Below are 21,653 nucleotides of genomic sequence, written 5' to 3' on the forward strand. Positions count from 1 at the left end.
GCATCCAATCTCGCTAACCTAGGCATAACACACCCCCTATCACACTTCAGCTAATCCGTCAAGCACGCTCTGCACGAACGTCCCCTTTGTCCTTTCCCTCAATCTGAGTGTCTATCTTTGCCTTTTCGACTTGAAGTATGCGTTTTGCCCAAAGGTTACCAAGCCATGATGAGAGTCCGATGACAATAATCGCACCGCCTCCAAACGAGGATATAATTAGAACACCGATTTTTAGGATATCATCAACTGTCATATGGTATTCTCTATCGTACTTCTAACGGGCCGCGAGATGAGCGGAAGGTTCTCCGCGTAATGCGCCGCGAATGCGGCGTGATTATGTAGAGGTTCTTTCCGCTCCATTGAGTTGATAGGCGGCGCTTTGCGCCGCATAGCAACACAATGGCGTAGCATCTCGCGGCCCGATAAGCGGCGCGAAGCGCCGCTTATCGCCCACGCTGAGGATTTGGCGCGGTTTCGCGACAATATCCTCCAGCGTGATGTTCTCCGGCGATTCTTGCACGTTGTCTACGCAAACGGGAAGCCCGGGGTTTAGTCGACAGATCCGCTCGACCTGGTTCTACTGACCACCCCTGTGCCACCGATCCCGGTGGCCGGCGCCGTGAGGGCTTCCCGCCCCCGCCAAGCGATCCCCTCTGAATCGGGCGATCCCCTCTGCCGTCCGGCATCCGTCCCCGCCGGCCGATGCTTTCCCGGCCAGGCCAATGGGTCCGCATGCTCCTGCCTGCTCAGCACATGCCCTGCTTTGGTTCCGGAGCCGGAGAACGTTACTCCTCAGGCGCGACCTTTAGGCCGTCGCCTGCAGGAGTTTGTTCGACGGCTTGCTTCTTCACGAGACAGAAGCACTGATTCAGCCCGAATATGAATGTGTGGTGTCCTTGGATGTCGTAAATGTTGCTCGCAAGCCCTCTGATTCGATCGAGGTCGTAATACGTTTCGTGCTCTTCGTCTATGTTCTTTGCGTAAAGACGAATAAGGATCTCAGCCTGTTTCTTTGGCGTTGTGAAAACCAACCGACCTCCGGGCTTCAAGACTCTATGAATCTCCTTCAGGAGCGCCATGGGATCAACAATATGCTCTATGACCGCAAGCATTGTGACATAATCAAAATGGTTGTCTGGGAAATCAAGAGAGTCTGTGACTTTATCTCCAGTTCTCTTGTCGAGTCCGTAACGCTCGGTGCATTTCGACCTCCGAATGAAGTAGCCATCACCACAGCCGATATCAAGCAAACGTTCACGTGACTCAATGTACCGCTCAACGTTCACGGCCCTGAGATATCGTGTAACAGGAAGCACAAATCTCGCGATTCCTTTCCTTCCGGATATGTATCCAAGCTGCGCCATCTGCAAACCAATAGTCTCGGTTGGCGTGATTCTGATCATTTCTCAATATCCCTAATCGTCGAACGGTTGAACTGTGCGGCGCCGCCCTTTGCGTCCGCACCAGTGATTGGTTCGGCGTATTGGTCTGTATCTTTCAAGTGACAGTGCTTGGGTTGCCTTAATTCAATCTATTCGGACAATATCCAGAGCGTATTCAGCCACTCTGGGACGAGCTTCAAAATATGCAACTCGGCAATTACCTTCCTCTGCCCATTGCTTAATTGTTTCACGGACTTTGTCTGGCATCATGCAGCCAAAAATGATCCCAGTTAAAAGCTCGACAGGATAATCAAGCTGGTTGCCTGCGTTTCCAGGTCGGAAAATTCGGTACTCTTTTTCGTACATCCAGTGCTTAGATTTTGTCAGAATGACACGAGTCATTTGACGTTCTCTGTCTTTATCCAGAGGGATCTGAGTATGATCCTCGTATTCTACCGGCTGTGCCTCAGCAAAAAAATGACAGTTATCGGAACCGTCGAACTCAAAACAGATGCCTTTATGTTTATCTGCATAATGAGCCCACATTAGAATATCGTCTCTCACTTGAGAAAAGCACACTATTCCAGCCTTATCTATTTCATCCTGAAGCATATTTCTTATATCTTCGAGTGCCCTTGCAGACATCAAATTTGATATTAATTTTTCTTTTTCGACTTCAGGTGTGTCCTTAAACTTACGATCCACGAACTCTTCAGAAAACCTCTTTATAATAGTCCCAGGAATTTGTTGAAAGCTTGGAACAACACAGTCAAACGGATCATTGAATAGTTTCCGGCTGGAAAAATAAAGCGTGTGGTTAACGAGAATTTGCCTCACCCAGTCCATTTTCCCACTGTCATTTTCAGGGCATGACTGATACTTATGAAGAGGCATGATATCAAAATTATTTTCTGTTTCTGATGAAATCATAATCTATCTATTATCGAGCCGAACGGTATTATATGGCGATTTAGCCGTATAATACCATCCACAGGGCCGCCGCCGGGGGTGAGCCTTCGTCCGGGCCTCCTTGGGTGTGTAAAAATGATACAGTCTAATGCTCTTAATTTGGCCGTTACTGTATAGAAAGGTTACACCTCAGATGTCTCTGAATGTATTTAATTGTGGAATATTTATATGAAATTAGGTCAGCGGGATTCCGGTGGCCTATATCTACTATAGCATTAAATGGGCCACTATCTTCAAAATGCTACAATGATAACATTCCCCCTTATCACTTTGACGCCTCGAAATGGCTGGGGGCCATAAACTGCAAGAGGCTTAAGGTTGGAGGTTGGAGGCAAAAGAGATGAGAGTTCTCTTTGCCTCGAACCTCAAGCGAAGCGTTCCTCTAACCTTCAACCGACCGTGGTGAACCCAAGATGAACCTATTGAACGAACGATTGCAAAGCTACAATTATGACCGTTCAGAGCATATCTATCTCACAGTTCTATTCTTTGATGTAGTTGTAAATATTGAAATAATGACCGCCGGGGTAATTCCAGGAATAGTCATATCTCATCCCGTTTTCCATCAGTTCACGAAAATAGTCAGGATAGCTGTGCCAGAGACCGATCGCGCGGTCAAGCGCGGTTTCCAGGCCCTGGTTATTAAAATCATTAAACACGTAGCCGTTACGCTCATGATATGGTCTTGGAGCGTAATCAGCGTCAAAGACCGTGTCCGCCAGGCCGCCTGTGTTTCTGACAATGGGAACTGTTCCGTATTTCATTGCAATCATCTGTGTGAGACCGCAGGGTTCAAATGCGCTCGGTATAAGAATCATGTCGGCTCCCGCGTAGATAAGATGCGCCAGTTTTTCATCATGCGAGATCTCGATATGGCAATCCGGGTTGTCGTTCAAACGGCGTTTTAGCTCCCAGAAATCATGGTTCGTTGCCGGGTCGGGACTCGATCCCAACAAAACAAACTGGCAGCCGTGTGCCAAAGCGTGAAAAATGCCGTGCCGTATCAATTCAACGCCTTTTTGATGATCTAACCGACTGACCACGCTAACAATAGGCTTAAAGTCCTGTCGCAGCAGTAACCTGTGCCGTAAGGCCTCCTTGTTCTTGTATTTGTCATCGAGGCTGTCAATGCTATACTGACTGGCGATATATGGGTCGACTGCAGGATTCCATACATTGTAGTCAATGCCGTTTAGAACCCCTCCGAACTTTTCGCCATGGACGTAGAGGGTGTGCTGCAGTCCGCAGCCCAGGTCCGAATATTTTATCTCCTCGGCATACCGGGGAGAGACCGTTGTGACGAAGTTGGAATAGACAATTCCCCCCTTCATGAGGTTGATGGCGCCGCGGTTGGAGTTGTCTTCAAGCCGGTCCTGATTTATATAGTGGGCAGGATTCAGACCGACCAACCGAAGGGTGTCTTCCCCCGTCACACCTTGATGCTTCAGGTTATGCAAGGTGTAGCAAACCCTGGGGTGTGTCATCCCCATCTGTTCATATATGTCAAACAGGAGCACGGGCGCCAGCCCTGTCTGCCAATCGTGGCAGTGGATGACTTCGGGGTGCTTGTTCGCCTTCAGCATAAACTCCAAGGCTGCTTTGCAAAAAAAGGCAAACCTCTCAGGGTCATCACGATGTCCGTAAAATATTCCCCTGTTAAAGAAGTTTCTGGAAGAGTGTGGTTCAATAAAGAAGCATTTTAGACCATCCACAAAGCCGAAGTAGACATCACAATGAACTTGTTGGTCGTGGCAAGGGACCCAGAGATCACAGTAAGTTTTGCAAAGACCCCAAATATGATCATAACGCATGCAATCGTATTTGGGGAGGATGATCTCCACGGTATTTCCCCGTATTGCGAGTTCACGGGAAAGCCCCTGAACAACGTCTGCCAGGCCACCCACTTTGGCCACAGGTGCGCACTCCGGAGTAATCATTACAACGTACATATGATTTAACCTTTACCCAAGTATGGAATCAATACATTAGCCGCTTCAACGGCAGTCCATTTCGGGGAAGATGTTGTCTTGGCTTTCAATCGTAGATAGCCAGGTTTCGTCTATCATCCGCCCTTCGATTTCACTTCTTATTCTCTCCAGACGCGCAAGGTGCGTCTTCGTCCGTCGAGTTGCATACTCTGCCATGGCGCCCGTCTTGATCATGAAGGCCCAGTCGCTTGCCTGTGCCAGCATCAGTTCCCTTGCGGCCTGCTTAAGCGCTCTGAGCGTCAGGCCCTCGGCCTGACGATGATCAGTTGCCATCTTTTCGAGAACAAGCGCGCCCTGATGCAGGCGGGGATATATCCAATCGTTTTTCTCGTTGAGCCAGGTCTCGTTGAAGCCCTTGTAACCCCAACTGGAAGGACAAGGTGTTGAAACCTGATTGGCCGGGTACTCCTCAAGGTATCCGGAAAGCGTGTTCAGCCGGATCGTTTCTTGCTCCAGATCGATCTTGCGAATCAATCGATTGAGCCATTGCGGCCCTTCAAACCACCAATGGCCGAAGAGTTCGGCATCGAAAGGCGCTACGATGATCGGTTTGCGATCCATGGCCGGCGCCAGATATTCGATCTGTTTTCCCCTCTTGGATATGAAATCCGCCGCGTGGAGTTCGGCTTTGCTCTCCGCCCATTCGGGGACGTATACCTCTTTGTCATCGCTCTTGCCGGTGATGCGGAAATACTTGAAGCCCGTGTCCAATCGAATGCCGTCTTGATGGATATAGGGCCTGACATAATCAAGATCAAGATCGTAGGCGATGTCACGATAGAACTCCCGGTAATCATAATCCCCCGGGTAGCCTTCTATGGAACTCCAAACCTGCTTGGACGATTCAGGGTCCCGCCCAAAAGCCGCTACGCCGGACGGGCAATAGATGGGGGCATAGGCGCCGTACTTCGGTCTGGACTGCGCGCGGGTTATACCGTGGGTCTCTAAGACGGTGTAACGAATGCCCAGATCGCTGAGCAACTCGTCAACTCCGGGATAGTAACCACATTCCGGCAACCAGAAGCCTTTGGGGTTTCTGTCGAATACCTGCTGATAATGTTCGATGCCAACGCGAACCTGCGCCCGGACAGCAGATGGATTGACAGAAAGGAGAGGCAGATATGCGTGCGTGGCCGCGCTGGCCATGATCTCCACCTTTCCCAGTGCTTGCAATCGCTTGAAGGCCTGAACCAGGTTACGATCATAACGATCAATAAATGCTTCCCTGACCTGTAAAAGACGCTTGCGGTACATCAGGGCCAGGGCGTTAAACGCGGGTTGCGCCTTCGTGCGTTCAATCTCTTTCTTGCCCAGCTCTATCAGCCCTTCCAGTCTATCCAGATAACGGGTCTGCAAAAACGGGTCAGCCAGCATCGAGGCGAGAGTGGGAGTGATTGAAAGGGTCAATCGAAAATTGATTTCGTCTTCAACAAGACTCTCCAGCACGAAAAGGAGAGGTATGTAGGTGTCCGTGATAGCTTCGTAGAGCCAGTTTTCTTCCAGGGAATCCACGTATTCGGGATGCCTCACGTAAGGAAGATGTGCGTGAAGCACAAGGGCCAAGTAACCTTTTTCCATTTTCAGCTACCATAAACGGATTTTAAGAGACCGGAAACCAGTTAGGTCTTCCCCTGCGGTGACGAGACGCCACTTACGAACCTGTTTTCACTCATCTCCGTAAGATCGGGGTCCGACCGTTTCGGAGGTTGCGCCTCCCCGGCTTCCGTTCTTGTGTTTGTCTTTCCCGGTTCCACCTGACGGTCATGAAAAAGCCCTTGACTAACGTCGTTCTTGAAAAGACCGCTTTCCCCGCTTTCTGCAACAATCATGTAACGCTCATCGCCTTTGGCGGCCGGCCGGTCACAAGGCGTCTTGACAATGTCCGATCGCGCAAACGAAAAGAAAATGCCGCCTTCGGCCTTCAACCCCAACTCGACAAAGTACGACCTGTCGGGGCTTCGCAGATTTACATACCAGTTATTCAATTGAAGATCGACATAGACGTCGAAAAAGCTGCGGGCATTCCTGCCGGCGAAGACCACGTTGGTGACGTCATAAAACCTCAGGGCAGCCCGAGATCGGCTGTAATCACTGCCGAGGCCCTGTTTTGCCTTCTCAAGTCGGTCTGAGGCGATCTTCCAGTAGACATGCACCAGGTAGGGATCAACAGGCAGTAAAACCACTCTGGTTTCGTCGCAGGAATCGTTCAGTTTCATAGTCTGTTCGTTCTGAAAGTCGCGTTTTTTCTGACACAACACATGTTGCAAAACATAAAACAAAAATGAATTAAACGATACAAAAAACCTAAGCAAAACTCAACTCTCGTCAGGTTCAGTCTTCCTGCACCGAATCCCTTTTGGTGATCAGTACGATGCCTTGCCCCGGTCTGAGTTCGTATGCAAACGGCCTCGGGATGTACTCCATTGGGTATTCCGGAGAGAGGTCAAAAAGCGGCGCCCCTGCTTGCACAAATTCCTGCAGGTTTTCCGCATAGAAATGTTGTCCGTTGACGGCATCCTTGTTGAGAATAAAGAGAGCTTCCTCTTGGGTAGCTGTAGATGCTTTCCACATGAGCATAACATTCGGATTGCCGTGGTTTAAGATCTCAGTCGGGGCTTCCTCCTGAAAAATCGTATGCTCTGCCTTGATGTTGTTCACCTTTTTTAGGAAAGAGGTCAGATCAATGTCTGTTTGTTCCCAATCTTCCGGTCTTGTTCTTACCACGTGGAGTTTCTTGCGAAAACCGAACTCGAACCCCATGGGCATCAGGACGCCTGCTGAAAAGAGCGCCGAAAAGAGATAGCGTTGCTTTAGTCCTTCTGTGTTCCCATGGAGTTCCTCGCAAAGTCTTACTGTATCGTGGCTTTCCGGGAAGCCTATGGAAGGGGCGATGTCTCGCATGAGCGCATATTGCTTCATTAACCAATGGCTTTTGAAATTCCACCACTTGGAGCTGTTGAATATGTAATCAAAACCGGCGCTGGCGGTTTTTCTGGTCTGGTCCGGTTGACATCCGAGTGTCTCTGCAAAAAAGGTCACATCAGGACTCATCTTCCTTGTCTCACTGATGAGTCTTTTCCAAAGGCTCCCTGGGACCTGATACGCTGCGTCACACCGAAACCCCTTGAAACCCAATTCTACCAAAAACCTTACTATGTCTAAAAAAAATCCAAGGAGCCCCTCTTTGTCCCTTGTATTTCTGTGATCGAACCTTGCCAGGTCCTTCCAGATCACCTTTTTCCCGTTTTCGTCACAGAAGGGATGAGCAACACGGCCTTGGGCCTCCCAGACAAACCATTCAGGGTGTGACTCAATCAGATCCGAATCGGAAGAACAGTGGTTGATCACGAGGTCTATCATCAACTTGAGGCCCAGCTTTTCAGCGGTCTTGATCGCATCCTCTAGCTGTTCCTGGGGTCCTTTTTCACTTATCCCGTCAACCAGGAGGGGATTGAAAGCGTAATAATCGGCTATTGAATAAAGGCTGCCCGACCTGCCCGGACGCTGAACGGGATTCACAAAGACCCAGTTGAAGCCCATTTCAGACGCCCTCAGGAAGTGTTTTTCCCATTCTGCAAACTTTCCGGCCAAAAGAGGAAACAAGTTGTATATGATCATCTTTTCCGGTGGTCTCATAATTTCATTCCTTTATGCAATCCTTACTACAAGGCCTCGAGATTTCTCTCTAACGCCTCCAACACAACTTTATGATTTTGATCAAGAATCCAGAGCCAGTAGTGCATACGTTCCGCATTTGTCTTATCCTTCCAGTGATCAAAAAGATAAGAAGCATCACCGAGAGGAAGCCTTCCTTCAGGAGGGTGAATCTCGAGCGTGAAAGAGACCCGTTCGGGACCAAGGAGTGCCAGCGCCAGCGTTATGATTCTTGAAACGCCCGAAGGTCCAAACATCGGGGCAAGAGATCTTCTGTTGTTGTGCTCAAAAGGTATGGAAATTTCGTCCAGGAAACTCAAGTGGTCTGAAATCCCCAAAGGGCTGGTTGAAAGGGGGTGCCCGTCGTGCAAATGGAAATGCAAAGGCTTTGCCAAACCGCCAAGCGCCTGAATTACGTGAAGCACTGCGTCCAATGCAGTCCGAACCGCGCCTTGAACATCCTCGATTACGTCCGGCAGTTCGGCGTCATGGGGCGCGAGAGCGCATATATCCTTGTCCGGATGGTGCCGCAAATAGGCCGCTCTTGCTTGCCGTAACCCGATATGGCCTATATCGATGCAAGCGCTTACACGTTCTAGATCCTCTATCGCCTTAAAGATCTCGATGAAGAGATCGGGTTCCAGCCCAACAGCATATTCAACAAAAAGGTACGGGCATCCTTGCACCTTTTTGGCCGTAGATGCCACCTCCCGCAGTGCAGCCACATAGTCGTCAAAGCGGGTCCTGATTTCGACCTGATCATGAATGACGAATCCAAAGACCCGATCTTTGAATCGTGTCATAAAATCCATGATCAAGTTCCGGCCTTCTTCCTCAAGCACATTTATTGCCCTATCCAAATGAGCCACTGCAGGGGTTTCAGGAGTCGGCCTGAATCTTAATATCCCCTCCAGTTCCATCGGTGTTTGCGCATAGCACTCCGTTCCAAGCCCTGCCTCCCTAAATCGCAGGCCGGCCAGACGCAAAAGGGCATCGTCGCCATCAATCCTTTTCTGAAAAAGCGCCAGAAACGGCGGGAACGAAAATGGGTTATTCTTTCTGCTCAACATCTCTCATTTCTCCCTGCTGGGGCCGGGCTTGTACCAGATAAATCTCATCTGCCAGGACAAGCCCCTCGATATCCTGAGGTCCTCCCAGTGCATCCTCTACAAATCGGCCGATTTTCCCCAGGCGACTCCCTAACCGCCGGCCAAAAATCTCATTTTTCGATAGCTCAACCCTGGAGTAATCTATTGTTTTGTGCACGAGGCTTCCTGAAACATCAGGCCATAGGGCCTGGCTGAAACTCGCAAAGGCCAGCATTCGAACGGCGCCCGTCTGCTTATTGCAACCCATTCGATAGGCAGCGCCGGGGATTTTGCCGCCGGCGAGCGTTTCACCCAACCCCACTGTCAGCTCGACGCAAGCCTCATCTCGTTGATGATCTACCGGATTGACCGTGTGCATGATGAACGAAAGGTCCGGGATAAGCATTTGCTGGATGAGCACGGCCACGTGGGCCCTATCGTGGGGGATGCGAAGCCTTCTTCTGTTCATGGCTGCACGTTCGCTCCACAGGGATGACCAGACTTTGCCGACCCCCTGAGCCACATCAGAAGGCGACACATTGCCGACCGACTCATAAAGCCCTGCCCCTGAAAATCCCTCCAGATCCTCGCAATTGGCGCTGGAACGTACCATGAGCCGCTCATTCTTGGAAAACCTTTCCATCACACCGGACACGATCTCCCGGGGCACCTCAAGCTGCCGGATTATGCCTCGCAGTTTTTCCAGAGCCTCCAAGAAATCGCTCTTTTTAAGTTCATTCAACTGATCGATCAATGCCCGGTACGCTTGTCTAAGGGCCGGCCTGGCAGCAAGCGACGCCTCCATCACGCCAAATGGAATCACAAGTCCCGGAGGTGTGGTAAAGCCTGCCTGCTCCATCTGCGACATCTCTTTGAGCCGTCTTACTCCGTCCGCCTTGCTCCCTCCCGTCTGCAAAGCGACTTGATCAAGGGGAAGCAATGTGAGCGGGGAACTCAATGACACGTCAGGAATCTCAAGGGGTTCCTGCCCGGTCTCTCCTTTTCGGTCGCTTGCGCCTCCATCTTCGAGGTCGGATAAGATCTCCAGGTTTATCCCGGCTGCAGACACATCCAGGATGACCCGCTTGCCGACAAAATGTCGCAGTTCCACAAAGCGCTCTTTATCTTCGGACGCCACAAATACGACTTTTGCTTGTCGGGCTCGAACTGCAAGGTGCGAAAGATAAGGAGTCTCACGGGCCACAATCATGCCGACCACGGCCGTGGGGATTTCTTCATCCCCTTTGACTTCATCCAGGAGCGCCACAATCGATTCGTCAAAAGGATCGATCAAATCATCAAGGCAAAGGGCCTCTGCCACACGGCCCGATACCCTCCCCGGGACGATCGGGTCCCATAAGGGCAACGCCGCAATGGTCCGAATACTCCCTAAGAGAGGGCCCACAAGTTTTGAGAGTTGGAAGACCAGGTGGTTTCGAATATCGGCCTCACAAAAAGCCTTTATGGCCTCCTCGGCCACACCCAGGGCCCGGCCCAACCTTTCGACCTTGTCGGAAAACATGGATAAGATCTTTTTGCAATAGACTTCCGCCAGTCGCCTGCATCGATCAATTGTAGCTTTAAGGCGAATAAGATGGATCCGGTCTCGGGGGTCAAACCCCTGACTCCAAGCAGCCAGCTCGGCTTCTATGGCCTGGCATTCGTTGGCATCAAAGCCGCTGAGGCGCAGATTCTCAATTGTCAGGGCCAGCAGATGAAGCGCCGGCAACCAGGGTAGCTTGTCCTTCAGACCGTCCAAGTGATTGATTACCCGGCTCAAGAGCACAAAGGAAAAATCTTCCAGCCTGATGTCTGCCAGTTGAAGATCTTGTGCCTCGGCGCTGGTGTTTCCTTTCAGCCTGTCCTTTAACTGACTGCGAAGCCTTGTCATAAGCTCGAATGCAGCTTCCAACTCCTCGGGAGAGACCGCTTTTTCTTTGGCATCAAGGAATTCACGTATCAAGTCGGCTTGCCAGGCACGGCTTTTCTGAGACAGCGCCACAAGCTGTTCGTCTAGAGAGCGGGCATTGAAAAACTCCTTGAGATCCTCATGAAATCTCATGAATGCTTCTACGAAAGAAGGTGAATAGTCGGCCCCGGCGGCCGTTATCCTTAAAAGGAGGCCCTCTGAGGTGGCAAGATCCTCAGGACCTGCGCAGCGATGCAATTTGTTTTGCAGCGTATGCTTGATCTCTTGTTTCAGTTCCTTGGGGATATCGTTTCTGTGGGCAATGTCCCGTATGCGCGTAAGCGGCTCCGACCCGGTGAACGCGTTGTCGTAGGAGGGCAGCCACGGATAGATCTTCCTTATGATGAAAACATTTTCCGCCGTGGTGATTTGTGCCAGACGGTCGTGGATGCGCCTGGCCGTCTTTGCATGATGAGACGGGCGGTAGTGCTTCCCATCCTCCCCGGAGGGGATTTGGCCCGTTCCGATGAAACGGAGGTATGTTGCCAGGTATACAAGCTGCTCTGTTCTCAGATCCGATTTGCTGTCAGCCAGACAATCACCGATCCAGGCAAGTCTATCCCTCCAGCTCCGGCATCGTTGATTCGCCTCGGCAATCCTGTCTGCAAAATGGTCCCGGCCGATAACTTTCCTTCCCCCATCGCCGATTATTTCGCGCAGCCTGTCGCGTGCCTCAATGAGCAAGCTGGGTGGTTGGGGCCACTGCTCCAGGATGATTGAGCCCGAAAAACGGCGCTTTCTCATCCTGCCTATAACCGCCATGATGCCAGAGGCATCTTTTCCTGCGGGGCCCGCAAACAGAGGAAGGTGGCTGTCATAGTCTCCGTAGTTTTCGTGCATGTGGATATGAATGATGGGAATCCGGGGATCGAGGAGATCGATAAACCTGATGTAGTCGTTGCGGGTTGCCTCACACAGATTGGCATGTCCAATATCCAGGCACATCCCTACGCGAGCAGCATCCGTCAAGACGAGCTTTGCGAGCTGCGCAAACAGCTCATTGAAGTCCTCCGGTCCGGTGACCGGCATATTCTCTATGGAAAGCTCTATCCCAAGCTTTGCCAGATCTTCTATCAAAGGTGTTATGGCTTGGACATAGGAAGCAATCCCCTCATCCGTATAGAGGTGAATATTTAAAAGCGAAGCGCTAATATCATTTGCGAATTCGATGCTTTTGAGCAAGGCTTGGCGATCTTCCTGTCTCAAGGGGTTTGCCTGCCAAGGCGCATGTACCGAGAGACGTATGTCGTGCTTAAGGGCCGTATCCTTCACGTAATGACGCGTCTCTGCGTCCAGGTCGCTTTCCTCCCAACCCTCGCCTGATTCCTTTTTGTCAGGAAACCACTCAAAGGCATCAAAACCATTGGCAACCGCATACTCAAACGGCTGTGTCACCGTTGATGCCGAGAAGGCGCTCTGATTGCCGATTCGGATGCCGGCTGTTCTATTCACTTTCGATTCCTACCTGGGGGCGTGTCTGCACCACGTAGTACTGTCCGTTTACGTAAGCGCCCTCAATATCTTGCGGAGATCCCAATGCCTTTTCGACTACCGTTCCGATGGAGGAAATGCTAACCAGAAATTCCTTGCGAAATGCATTATCACACACGAGCAACTCCCTGGTGTAATCCAGCAAGACCTTGCGTGGTGGTTCCAACATGACGCTGTCATAAAGGCCTGCACCCGCATAATCGGCCAGGTCTTCTCCGCTGGAATCAGAACGAAATATCAGACCGCTTCCCAAAAGACCCGCGCTTTTGCTCGGGAAGGCCAGGATCTCCGGTTCATCTGCTCCCTTTTTGCATGTGAAGCTGAAAGCCTTCCCGGGATAATTGCCCACCAGTGTCTCTCCAAGCCCCGGGACGACCTCTGCATAGATTTCATCCCTGTTGCCCGTAAGGGGGTTAACCGTGTGGATCACGAAACTATAATCAGCTTCAACCACCTCTTGAACGAGTACTGCCATGAAAAGCGCTTCATGGGGAATCCCTCTTGCCCTGCGGCTCAAATATGCCCTCTCGTTCCACTTTGAGGCCCATACTTTTTTGATACATGTCAACGCATTTTCCCAGTTTACAGGCAAGGCAAAACCCGCCTCCCTCATTACCTTATGAAGAGCAAGGACCAGATCATCCGGCGCCTTGAGGGCCATCACGGTCTTGCGGAGATTCCCGAGCGCCTCATCCCTGGTCTTTTCCGTTGCTTGACTCACCTGCTGCGTCAGCGCCTCGTAACGCTCGCTAACCTCCCTGTTGTCTTTGTGTGCAAGGATTTTTTCAAAAACCCCAAAGGGTAAGGCCACTGAAGTGGGAAGGCCGATCCAACCGGGCAAGTTGCCCTTCAGGCGTTTCAGGTTGTTGGATTTTCCCCCGACATTTGTGCCGTTGAAATCAGAGGCCGACACGGCATAGACAGTGAAAACCGGTTGAGGCATGGATCGATGGGCCTCAAGGGTCGGCCGTACCGGGGCCTTTGTCTCCCCGGAACTCTCTTTAAACACAATGTCACCTGCCCCACTCACCCTCAGGTTAAGCAGGCGGCCCTCGAAAGACTTCAGTTTGGCGATGATCTCCCGGTCGTAGCAGGTGGCGAAAAGCACACGGGCGTTTCTGGCACGAATCGCAACATGCGATACAATGTCTGTGGTATCAGGCGTGATGAGAGCGGTCACCCCTTGGGGGATCTCCTCATCTCCAGCAATCTTATCGGCAACAATCACCGTTTGTTGAGTAAAGTCTTTGCCCTGTACCGAGCGCAAGGCGTCCACTACCTTAAGGCGCCCCATCCCCTGGCCCGGGCTGATCACCTGCCAATTGCCCAGATGGGCGCCGGCGCGCAATATGGGATCGATTTGACGCAAGAGCATGGACAGGGCAAAGGTAGAGCTGCCCCGCACCACCTCTTCGCTGAAGAGAGGGATTGTCCATGAGTCGGCGTGAAAGGCCATGCCGAGAAACTCGGCTTTGGGCTGAAAAAGCCGGTAATACTGGTCGATTATGTTGCCCAGTGCACGGCCGAGACGATCGAGCACCGCTTTTGCTTGAAGTGACCACTCCTTTGAAAAAGAACGTGGCATCTCTCTGAGGCAGTTCCACTCCTGTAAAGTGCATGTGAGTTCGTCATCGCCTTTTGAAATGAGGAGGCTTTCCACCACCATTGCGATCAAATTCACCAGTTCATTGCCGTCTAAACCGGATTGGAGGTTCCGTTCAATGACAATGCGCAGAAAACCCTCCAGAGCAAGATCAAGAAAGAGCAGGTCGCGCACCGTGTCTCCATGGCCTTCCAGTTTGTCTTTCACGCGCTGGCGCGCCTTGATGACCTTTCCAACCAGGTCGCGGACCGGGATCTCGGTATCATCGCGATGCCACCATATGAAATCCATGAGACCGTGCGTTTCTTCATCGAACAGATACCTGGCGGCGTGAATGGCCGTTCCCAGGTCCGTACCGGAATGAAGGGCCTTAAGAATCCCCAGGAAATGCCCAAAATCGTGAATCAATGCCTCCTTCAGGTGGGGGATAAAATCAGGATGAGATGTGATAGGTCGCTCGTAGCTCTCCAGTCGTTCTTTGGTAACACCACCCGCTTCCAGGGTCTTATAAAAGACATCAAGGTCGCCGTCGCATCTGAAGAATTCCAGGTAGGCCTCACAGATCACGACGTCATCCGGTGTGGTATTGTTGTGAAGTTTCTGATGCCATTCCTCCATGAAATGGCCGGAGACCTCTTTGATATGATGGCGATGCATGATGTTTAGAACCTCGTCACGGACCTTCTGTCCTTCGCCACCCCGTCCCATCGTGCTCAGAATAAGGCGTATGATCTCACGCTCTCCTGGTTCGCTGGCGTAGCGGTCAGAAAGCTTAACGGTCAAGCGGTCCTGCGCATGGCTAAGCTCCCTGGGCTGGGTGTTGTAGTTTCGCTGCCAGTCCAATTGTCTGATGGCCGAAAAACGCAGCCACACAAAGATCAGGGCCAGTGCGTCCACGTGGTTCGTGACCATGTCGAGCAGATCATAACAGAGGTTGAAACGGTGCATCAGTGTCCATGAATTGGGGCTCATCTCCTTTTCAATGATCTCGTCGGCAAGACTGGAGACGCGGGGATCGCCTAAGAGCGTGTCGCCTTCCGGAGAGACGACGACAGGGATGAAAAAATTGCGCCCGTTATCTTTTAGCCAGCGGCCGGAGTCAGCCTGTTTGAGCACGAACGAGATGCCCGTGGGGGCATCCTGTTCGCTCATCTCAATATGCAATCGTCTGTCATCCTCATGCTCGACAAAGGTCGTCTCAGCGGCCTTATTCTGGTACACGACCGTTCCGGCAGGGTGGATAGAAGACGGGGGCAAAAGCCATTCATGGCGGGAGTGATTTGACACACCCCAATGCAGGATCAGGGGCCCTGGAATGTCGGTGGTGAGGGTGACATGGTATCGCTCTTTTTCTTTGCTGACGATCACGGCTAACTGATCGTTAGCAAGATGATATACGTGTTTGTAAGAGACCATTTCCTCTTTGGTTTCCTTTCTCAAGGTCTCAATGTTATCATACCTTTTTCATCTGTCTGTATACAATTTCTAGTCTAATCATAATCTTACACATATGCAACAAAAACAAACCTGCGCAGGGAAACGTCAAAGTCTTTCGAGTTTCCCTAAATTAGAAGGAGTTGGGACGTCTTAAATGCGTGCTGTTCTTAAGGCGCAAGCCGCAAATTCGAATATCGATCCGGCGACAATCTCTATGATTTCAATGGACTACCTTCGAGAATGACGGAGCCCTGCAAACCGGGAGGTTCAGATTGAAAAAACCGTGAACTTGTGATATGTGAGTTCACAAAATGAAGGAGGTTTGTGGTGTGGTGAGACTGTATTGCGCTGCGTTACTTCTATGCCTGGCAGGACTTGCGGCCTTTTTCGTATGCTCGGGCGCTGGCGTCTACGCATCGGAAAAGGCATTGCACAATACAAACATAAGAAAAGGAGATGGTACGATGACCATTACAATCACATCCCCGGTATTCGCACATAACCAAGACATTCCAGCGCGTTACACCTGTGACGGTAAAGATATTTCACCTGCGCTGGAGTGGTCCGGCCTGTCTGGAGAAACCAGAAGTGTTGTTCTGATTGTAGATGATCCCGATGCTCCTGACCCTGCCGCGCCCAAAATGACGTGGGTACACTGGGTGCTCTATAACATCCCTCCCGGTGTTTCCGGATTGCCCGAAGCCGTGAAGCCAGGGGACCTTCCCGAGGGCGCCAAAGAAGGGCTTAATGACTGGAAACGTACCGGATACGGGGGTCCCTGCCCGCCAATCGGCCGCCATCGTTACTTTCACAAGCTCTATGCCCTGGATGTTATTCTTCCGGATCTTGGCAGGCCGACCAAAGGCAAGCTCGAAAAGGCAATGGAAGGACACGTTCTCTCCAGGGCGGAGCTAATCGGAACCTACCAACGTTCCCGATAAAAACAATACCATGTGACCGCGGCGCAGTTTACGTGCACTTGATCCGGCCATCAGAAATAAAATTATCCCCAAACTTTGCTTCTCCAAATCTTGACAAAAGAACAGCCATTTGGTAGGGTGCCTTCAACTTACTTATCCATCAACGGCAACCAGAGAGGTTTGAGCGCATGAAAAATTTGCTTTATTGGTCCGCAAAGCAGAGTCTCAGGTATCATGACAAGAGATCTCAAAGGCATGATCGCATATGGAAGATCAGGATCAATGGCAAATCTCATAAACATGTGCTTTATCAACACTTGAAAAAAGAGGAATTTGAAGAAAAGGCAAATGAGTTACGACTGACAAGCTTATCTGAAACTATCCACTAATCGCCTCACATGACCCCCCGACCCTACCCGGCCAAAGGGCTCGTCACAGTCCGATCCGAAAAACATCCGGGAGATATCAGAATGCCTGACAAGAAAGCAGATCTAGCCGGCCCTGGAATTGGCGACTATGACGAACTGGAGAAAATCCTGCCGCAGGATTACAGCTCATTGCTGACTCCGAGGGAAACGCAAAAGGCCGTTTATGCAGCGAAGCAGTACATCGAGGAGAATCTGTGTAAGGAGCTTAATCTGATTCCTGTCACGGTTCCTCTGATTGTTGACGTTGAGAGTGGCCTGAACGACTACCTGGACCGTGATGGCTCACGTGGTCCAGTCCGGTTCCACATTTTAAATGACAATGACAAGAACCCGATTGATGCCGAGGTCGTGCAAGCTGCCACCAAGTGGAAACGCATGGCGCTTAAGCACTTTGGGATGGAAACAGGAGAGGGCCTGCTGACTGATATGCGCGCGGTACGGAAGGACTATTTCCTGGACCATGATCATAGCGCCTATGTGGACCAGTGGGACTGGGAGTTGGCAATAACCGAAAAGCAGCGCAGCCTTGAGTACCTGACTGAAGTGGTTGAGAAACTCTGGAAGGTTCTCAAGGGCGCCGAGATCCATGTTCAGGAGCTGTTTCCCCAACTGAAAACGGACAGGTATCCCGACATGCCCGATAAGCTCACATTCATGCATGCCGAAGATGTCCTTGACGCATACTCCGACCTGCCGCGGAAGCAACGCGAGACAGAGATTGCGAAGGAATGCCAGGCGATCTTCATCTACGGGATTGGCTGGACTCTCAAGGACGGCTATCCGCACGAACTCAGAGCGGCGGACTACGACGACTGGGTGACAGAGACAACGTCTAAAGACGGCAGACCCATGCACGGGATTAACGGTGATATTCTCGTCTGGAACCCGGTGACAATGCGCCGTCATGAGCTGACATCCATGGGCATCCGCGTCAACGCTGAAACGTTGAAGAAGCAGCTTGAAATCACCGGCCAGCTTGACTTCCTGAAGTTTCCCTACCACAAAGCCATCGTAAACAACGAGATCCCTCTCAGTATTGGGGGTGGCATCGGGCAGTCTCGTACCTTCATGCTTCTGTTAAAGAAGGCCCACCTTGGCGAGGTCAGTGTCACCGTATGGCCAAAAGTACTCAAGGACATGTGCAAGAAGAAGAACATCCATATCCTGGAGTGAACAGAGTCGCTTCCCAACGATCCCCGATGCGCAAAAACGGACTGGGAGAAACAATCAACATTAAGGGTAATAAGGAGGCTCTAAATGGCCGATCGAGTTTGTCCGCCGTGGGTTGGGTATTTGCTACTGAACCCTTTGCGGAAACTGCTGGAAAACCCGGAGAAGTTATTGGGCCGGTTCGTTCGACAAGGGATGACCGTGTTGGAACCCGGCTGCGGTATGGGTTATTTCACTTTGCCTTTGGCCCGAATGGTTGGCGCCGGCGGCCGGGTGGTCGCAGTGGAAATCCAGCCTAAGATGCTCTCGGTTCTAAGCCGCAGGGCCCAAAAGGCCGGACTTTCAGAGAGAATAGAGCTTCGTGAGGGTAAAACCGATAGCCTATGCGTGGAGGATCTTTCAGCACAGGTGGATTTTGCGACCGCCCTTCACGTGGTGCACGAAGTGCCGGACCAGGTCTCTTTCTTCACTGAGGTCTGGAATGCCCTGAAGTCCGGGGGCAAACTTTTCGTTGTTGAGCCCAAGCACCATGTCACCCGGGAGGAGATTGAACAGAGCGTGGCCGTTGCTGAAAAGACGGGCTTTGAACTCGAAGCTGCGGTCACCAAGGGGGGTGGACGAAGAGCCTTGTTGACAAAACTCTGAACGTGAAGATTTCTTATCCAAAGGCGATTTGGGCTAAAATGGGTAAAATTTGCGCAAGCGTGAAAGGACATGTTATCCACAATGAAATATTCGCTGCAAGTCCGGGAGAGCAAGGAATCTATGAAAACACTGTCTGGATGATAGGTGTCTGAGTTGGCAAGAGCACCATCACCATTCAGACTGTGAAAGGAACCGGCGTGTGTCAGGGCGATATGAGAAGTGATTCACCCGGACAGGTGAACGAGACAAAGGAAAGGTGGAGAATAACGCCGAATAAAGTTTCAATAGGATTGGGGTGTGAGATTGGAGAAGAGATTTACAGAAGCCGTGGTCGAGGTAGGATTATAATGACTCAATATAAGACATGGCGACAAAGCTTTACCGTTCCTGAGAAAGGATACAAGAGAGTAAGCCTCACCTGCCCGATGTGCCACAGGCCCTTTGAAGTAAAAGTACATAGTAAGTCAAGGGCCCGTCTCAGAAAGCTCTATTTTGCCTCTTGTTTCCTCACAATCGCCGCGGGCGGGATCGTTTTTGGAGTATTTGCCGGGACCGAAAAAGGCCTTATGGCTTATAGTCTGGCGGCGCCCTTCATCTGTTTCACCGTATGGCAGTTATCAAATGCTATTCGCGGAAGATTTGATCCTAGCGATCTCGTCTCTCATGCAGGAGGGAAGATACACAGGATTTTTGATGAACAAAAAATCATATTCCCCGGTAAATGAACGTAAATGACTGCACACTTCGGCGCCGCTGTCTTAGAGTGTATTTTGGGGACGTCTATGATTTTATGCTTTACGTCGGCCGAAGAAGATTATAATGACGAGACATGCCAAGAAAAGCAAGGATAGACGCACCTGGGGCTTTCCATCAGGGCTATAGAGCGCAGGAAGATATTCCGTGAGGACGCTGCTCGAGTCAAGTTTTTGGAATCAAAGCACTGCGCAAAAGTGGCATCCGATTGAAGGGCGATGAAAGAATTCTGGGGGATAGTGAATTTGTTGAAAGCGTCTTAAATGAGAGCAACGAGCGTAGCGAAGGAATGGAAGTTGCGGGCATTGTTGACTAGGTTGAATTACTCTTAGTGCGATAAAAAGGCTGCCTGATCAGAGATGCATTTCATTCTGGATGAACTGGCAATCGGCAACTATGAAGAGGCATTGAGGCCCCCTCCGACGGTTTCAGCTCTGCTCAACGTGGCCATAGAGAAAGACATATATGACACAACCCTGCTCTATCACAAGATTCCCATTGTGGATATGAGGCCCATACCGCCAGAGCAAATGAGGGAAGCCGTAGGTTGGATCACAGAGCACATTGCGCAATACAGGGTCATGGTGTTCTGCAACGCGGGCGTCGGCCGTTCGCCTTCCGTGGCCATCGGCTATCTCTTTTGCATCGCGGGATACGGTTTTGGCGAGGCAGTGGAGTTTGTGGCCAGAAGAAAGTCCGATATCTCCATCCTGCCCAATCTGATCAGAACCGTTGAAGTGGCCAAGAAAGAGCTTGAAAAGGAGGGCGTCCATAGGATTTTGAATTGGTGACTGCGGTTACAGCGTACAACGGTTTAGGGGATATACAGGACGTACATCAGATCATGAGTTTATGTGGGTTATCGGATGATGATAGATATCGAAGACATTAAGCCACCCGATGATTTTAACTGGCGGTTTTGGGTCGATAGGTGGGATCGCATGCAACGACGCTATGTCGTCAAACAGCTCGAGCGAGTCGAGATTATAGTTCGCGTGATCCGAGACACCCAGCGTTCTGTAGTGAACATCCTTGATCTTGGTTGTGGCCCGGGAAGCCTCATGTCATCGATCCTTGAATCCTTCTCCGAGGCGCAGGTGTTCGGGATCGATTTCCAACCCGCCGTCTTGTGGCTGGCAGAAACGAGACTCAAACGATTCGGAGGTCGTTCCCATGCCATCTTGGCGGACTTACGGGACGCTTCGTGGACAAGGGCAATTCAATCACCGTTGGATGCGGTGGTCACGACAATGAGTCTTCATTGGTTCAGTCCAGACCAGCTCTCAATATTGTACCAACAGATCGGCGAGATTATTCGTCCAGAGGGGGTTTTTCTAAACGCTGATCATGTTGGCAGCGACTCCCCAATGATTCAACAGGCGTGGGAAGACCACCGCTCTAGCATGCTAAGCGTGGAAGCGGACCTAGACAGCAATGACTGGGAAGGTTTTTGGCTGAAGTACTCCGAGGCGCTGGATTTGGACATTCGCGAGATCCAGCAGCGAGAGAACGAAGCACGGAAGGGTCATGTCAAGGGCGGTCTTCCCCTGAGCTGGCATTTTGACAGACTTCGTGAAGCCGGTTTCGTTTCAGTTGATTGTTTCTGGCGATGCGACTGTGATGCAATCTACGGAGGCATACGAAGTAGTAAGAAGAGCGAACACTTAAAATGAGAAGCCTAGGGTCGCCATCTTAAATATTGGGAAGGAATGAGGACGCCCTTTAGTTTTTCAGTTTCGGTTTGTTGAAAAAGGACGAAGACAAAAATGGGCCGACCTCAGGATCACCAAGAATTTTCTGTTTCTGGGTACGGCCATGAAATAGTCTTGCCTTGATCCTTCAGAAAGCTTAAAAACAGCTCACAGCCTGTCAGGCTGTTCCTGGGGGTATTCAGCTTGAAGTTGCGCCGATATTGGTGACGCAGATAACCCTAACGTTGCAAAAGTCGAGGATGCCGCAGATCCAAGACGTCGAGGGTGAAGCTGTAGTAGTTTACCGTCCGCCGCAGGAGGGATACCGCATCTCCTTTGTTGGCAAGAGTTCGGCGTCCGCCTCAGGCGGACAGCCTTACCCTGAGCCTGTCGAATGGGCCGCCTTGAATCTGCGGCATCCTCGACTTTTGCAACGTTAGAGTTATCATTGATTTTTCCGTTGAC

The 21,653-nt window shown here is 51.0% G+C and carries 16 protein-coding genes; 6 read left to right on the top strand and 10 right to left on the bottom strand.

What is annotated here, in order from left to right; genetic code table 11:
* Positions 1 to 58 precede the first annotated feature (58 nt).
* The 10 genes from JW883_10635 to JW883_10680 form a co-directional block, all read right to left on the bottom strand.
* Positions 59 to 253 (bottom strand): hypothetical protein, encoded by a 195-nt coding sequence (locus JW883_10635; GenBank protein ID MBN1842722.1) that lies wholly within the window; start codon positions 251 to 253, stop codon positions 59 to 61.
* Between the two features lie 532 nt (positions 254 to 785).
* A complete protein-coding gene (locus tag JW883_10640) occupies positions 786 to 1,403 on the bottom strand; it encodes a class I SAM-dependent methyltransferase (protein MBN1842723.1) in 618 nt (205 codons plus the stop codon).
* Between the two features lie 123 nt (positions 1,404 to 1,526).
* On the bottom strand, positions 1,527 to 2,312 hold the full coding sequence (locus JW883_10645; protein MBN1842724.1) for a DUF2971 domain-containing protein: 786 nt from the start codon (positions 2,310 to 2,312) through the stop codon (positions 1,527 to 1,529).
* Positions 2,313 to 2,833: 521 nt separating this feature from the next.
* On the bottom strand, positions 2,834 to 4,300 hold the full coding sequence (locus JW883_10650; GenBank protein MBN1842725.1) for a glycogen synthase: 1,467 nt from the start codon (positions 4,298 to 4,300) through the stop codon (positions 2,834 to 2,836).
* Between the two features lie 45 nt (positions 4,301 to 4,345).
* Complete coding sequence (locus JW883_10655; GenBank protein ID MBN1842726.1) at positions 4,346 to 5,917, bottom strand: DUF1957 domain-containing protein; 1,572 nt, start codon at positions 5,915 to 5,917, stop codon at positions 4,346 to 4,348.
* A 41-nt stretch (positions 5,918 to 5,958) separates the two neighbouring features.
* A complete protein-coding gene (locus JW883_10660; GenBank protein MBN1842727.1) occupies positions 5,959 to 6,555 on the bottom strand; it encodes a DUF4912 domain-containing protein in 597 nt (198 codons plus the stop codon).
* A gap of 115 nt (positions 6,556 to 6,670) precedes the next feature.
* Positions 6,671 to 7,957 (bottom strand): alpha-amylase, encoded by a 1,287-nt coding sequence (locus JW883_10665; GenBank protein ID MBN1842728.1) that lies wholly within the window; start codon positions 7,955 to 7,957, stop codon positions 6,671 to 6,673.
* Between the two features lie 44 nt (positions 7,958 to 8,001).
* Positions 8,002 to 9,063 carry a hypothetical protein gene (locus tag JW883_10670; protein MBN1842729.1) on the bottom strand — a complete coding sequence of 354 codons (1,062 nt, stop codon included), beginning with the start codon at positions 9,061 to 9,063 and terminating at the stop codon, positions 8,002 to 8,004.
* Positions 9,044 to 12,502 (bottom strand): TIM barrel protein, encoded by a 3,459-nt coding sequence (locus tag JW883_10675; protein MBN1842730.1) that lies wholly within the window; start codon positions 12,500 to 12,502, stop codon positions 9,044 to 9,046. Before JW883_10675 ends, JW883_10670 begins: the two co-directional genes overlap by 20 nt.
* Entirely contained in the window at positions 12,495 to 15,560 is a 3,066-nt protein-coding gene (locus JW883_10680; protein ID MBN1842731.1) for a hypothetical protein, read from the bottom strand. Before JW883_10680 ends, JW883_10675 begins: the two co-directional genes overlap by 8 nt.
* 485 nt (positions 15,561 to 16,045) lie before the next feature.
* Here JW883_10680 and JW883_10685 point away from each other — a divergent pair, with 485 nt between their 5' ends.
* The 6 genes from JW883_10685 to JW883_10710 all read left to right on the top strand — a co-directional run bounded on the left by JW883_10685 (position 16,046) and on the right by JW883_10710 (position 21,170).
* The gene (locus JW883_10685; protein ID MBN1842732.1) at positions 16,046 to 16,522 is read left to right on the top strand and encodes a YbhB/YbcL family Raf kinase inhibitor-like protein; all 477 of its coding nucleotides are present in this window, start codon (positions 16,046 to 16,048) and stop codon (positions 16,520 to 16,522) included.
* Between the two features lie 449 nt (positions 16,523 to 16,971).
* Entirely contained in the window at positions 16,972 to 18,102 is a 1,131-nt protein-coding gene (locus tag JW883_10690) for an aspartate--ammonia ligase (GenBank protein ID MBN1842733.1), read from the top strand.
* A gap of 84 nt (positions 18,103 to 18,186) precedes the next feature.
* Positions 18,187 to 18,744 (top strand): class I SAM-dependent methyltransferase, encoded by a 558-nt coding sequence (locus JW883_10695; GenBank protein ID MBN1842734.1) that lies wholly within the window; start codon positions 18,187 to 18,189, stop codon positions 18,742 to 18,744.
* A gap of 182 nt (positions 18,745 to 18,926) precedes the next feature.
* Complete coding sequence (locus JW883_10700; protein MBN1842735.1) at positions 18,927 to 19,469, top strand: hypothetical protein; 543 nt, start codon at positions 18,927 to 18,929, stop codon at positions 19,467 to 19,469.
* Positions 19,470 to 19,856: 387 nt separating this feature from the next.
* Positions 19,857 to 20,288, top strand: coding sequence for a dual specificity protein phosphatase family protein (locus JW883_10705; protein ID MBN1842736.1), 432 nt, complete (start codon positions 19,857 to 19,859; stop codon positions 20,286 to 20,288).
* 75 nt (positions 20,289 to 20,363) lie between these two features.
* Entirely contained in the window at positions 20,364 to 21,170 is an 807-nt protein-coding gene (locus tag JW883_10710; protein ID MBN1842737.1) for a class I SAM-dependent methyltransferase, read from the top strand.
* Positions 21,171 to 21,653: the final 483 nt, after the last annotated feature.

This window comes from Deltaproteobacteria bacterium (genome assembly GCA_016930875.1).
Classification (GTDB): Bacteria; Desulfobacterota; Desulfobacteria; order Desulfobacterales.

Excerpts from the sequence above, each read along its gene's own strand:
- JW883_10635 (MBN1842722.1), bottom strand. The coding sequence starts at position 253 with ATGACAGTTGATGATATCCTAAAAATCGGTGTTCTAATTATATCCTCG.
- JW883_10640 (MBN1842723.1), bottom strand. The coding sequence starts at position 1,403 with ATGATCAGAATCACGCCAACCGAGACTATTGGTTTGCAGATGGCGCAG.
- JW883_10645 (MBN1842724.1), bottom strand. The coding sequence starts at position 2,312 with ATGATTTCATCAGAAACAGAAAATAATTTTGATATCATGCCTCTTCAT.
- JW883_10650 (MBN1842725.1), bottom strand. The coding sequence starts at position 4,300 with ATGTACGTTGTAATGATTACTCCGGAGTGCGCACCTGTGGCCAAAGTG.
- JW883_10655 (MBN1842726.1), bottom strand. The coding sequence starts at position 5,917 with ATGGAAAAAGGTTACTTGGCCCTTGTGCTTCACGCACATCTTCCTTAC.
- JW883_10660 (MBN1842727.1), bottom strand. The coding sequence starts at position 6,555 with ATGAAACTGAACGATTCCTGCGACGAAACCAGAGTGGTTTTACTGCCT.
- JW883_10665 (MBN1842728.1), bottom strand. The coding sequence starts at position 7,957 with ATGATCATATACAACTTGTTTCCTCTTTTGGCCGGAAAGTTTGCAGAA.
- JW883_10670 (MBN1842729.1), bottom strand. The coding sequence starts at position 9,063 with ATGTTGAGCAGAAAGAATAACCCATTTTCGTTCCCGCCGTTTCTGGCG.
- JW883_10680 (MBN1842731.1), bottom strand. The coding sequence starts at position 15,560 with ATGGTCTCTTACAAACACGTATATCATCTTGCTAACGATCAGTTAGCC.
- JW883_10685 (MBN1842732.1), top strand. The coding sequence starts at position 16,046 with ATGACCATTACAATCACATCCCCGGTATTCGCACATAACCAAGACATT.
- JW883_10690 (MBN1842733.1), top strand. The coding sequence starts at position 16,972 with ATGCCTGACAAGAAAGCAGATCTAGCCGGCCCTGGAATTGGCGACTAT.
- JW883_10695 (MBN1842734.1), top strand. The coding sequence starts at position 18,187 with ATGGCCGATCGAGTTTGTCCGCCGTGGGTTGGGTATTTGCTACTGAAC.
- JW883_10705 (MBN1842736.1), top strand. The coding sequence starts at position 19,857 with ATGCATTTCATTCTGGATGAACTGGCAATCGGCAACTATGAAGAGGCA.
- JW883_10710 (MBN1842737.1), top strand. The coding sequence starts at position 20,364 with ATGATGATAGATATCGAAGACATTAAGCCACCCGATGATTTTAACTGG.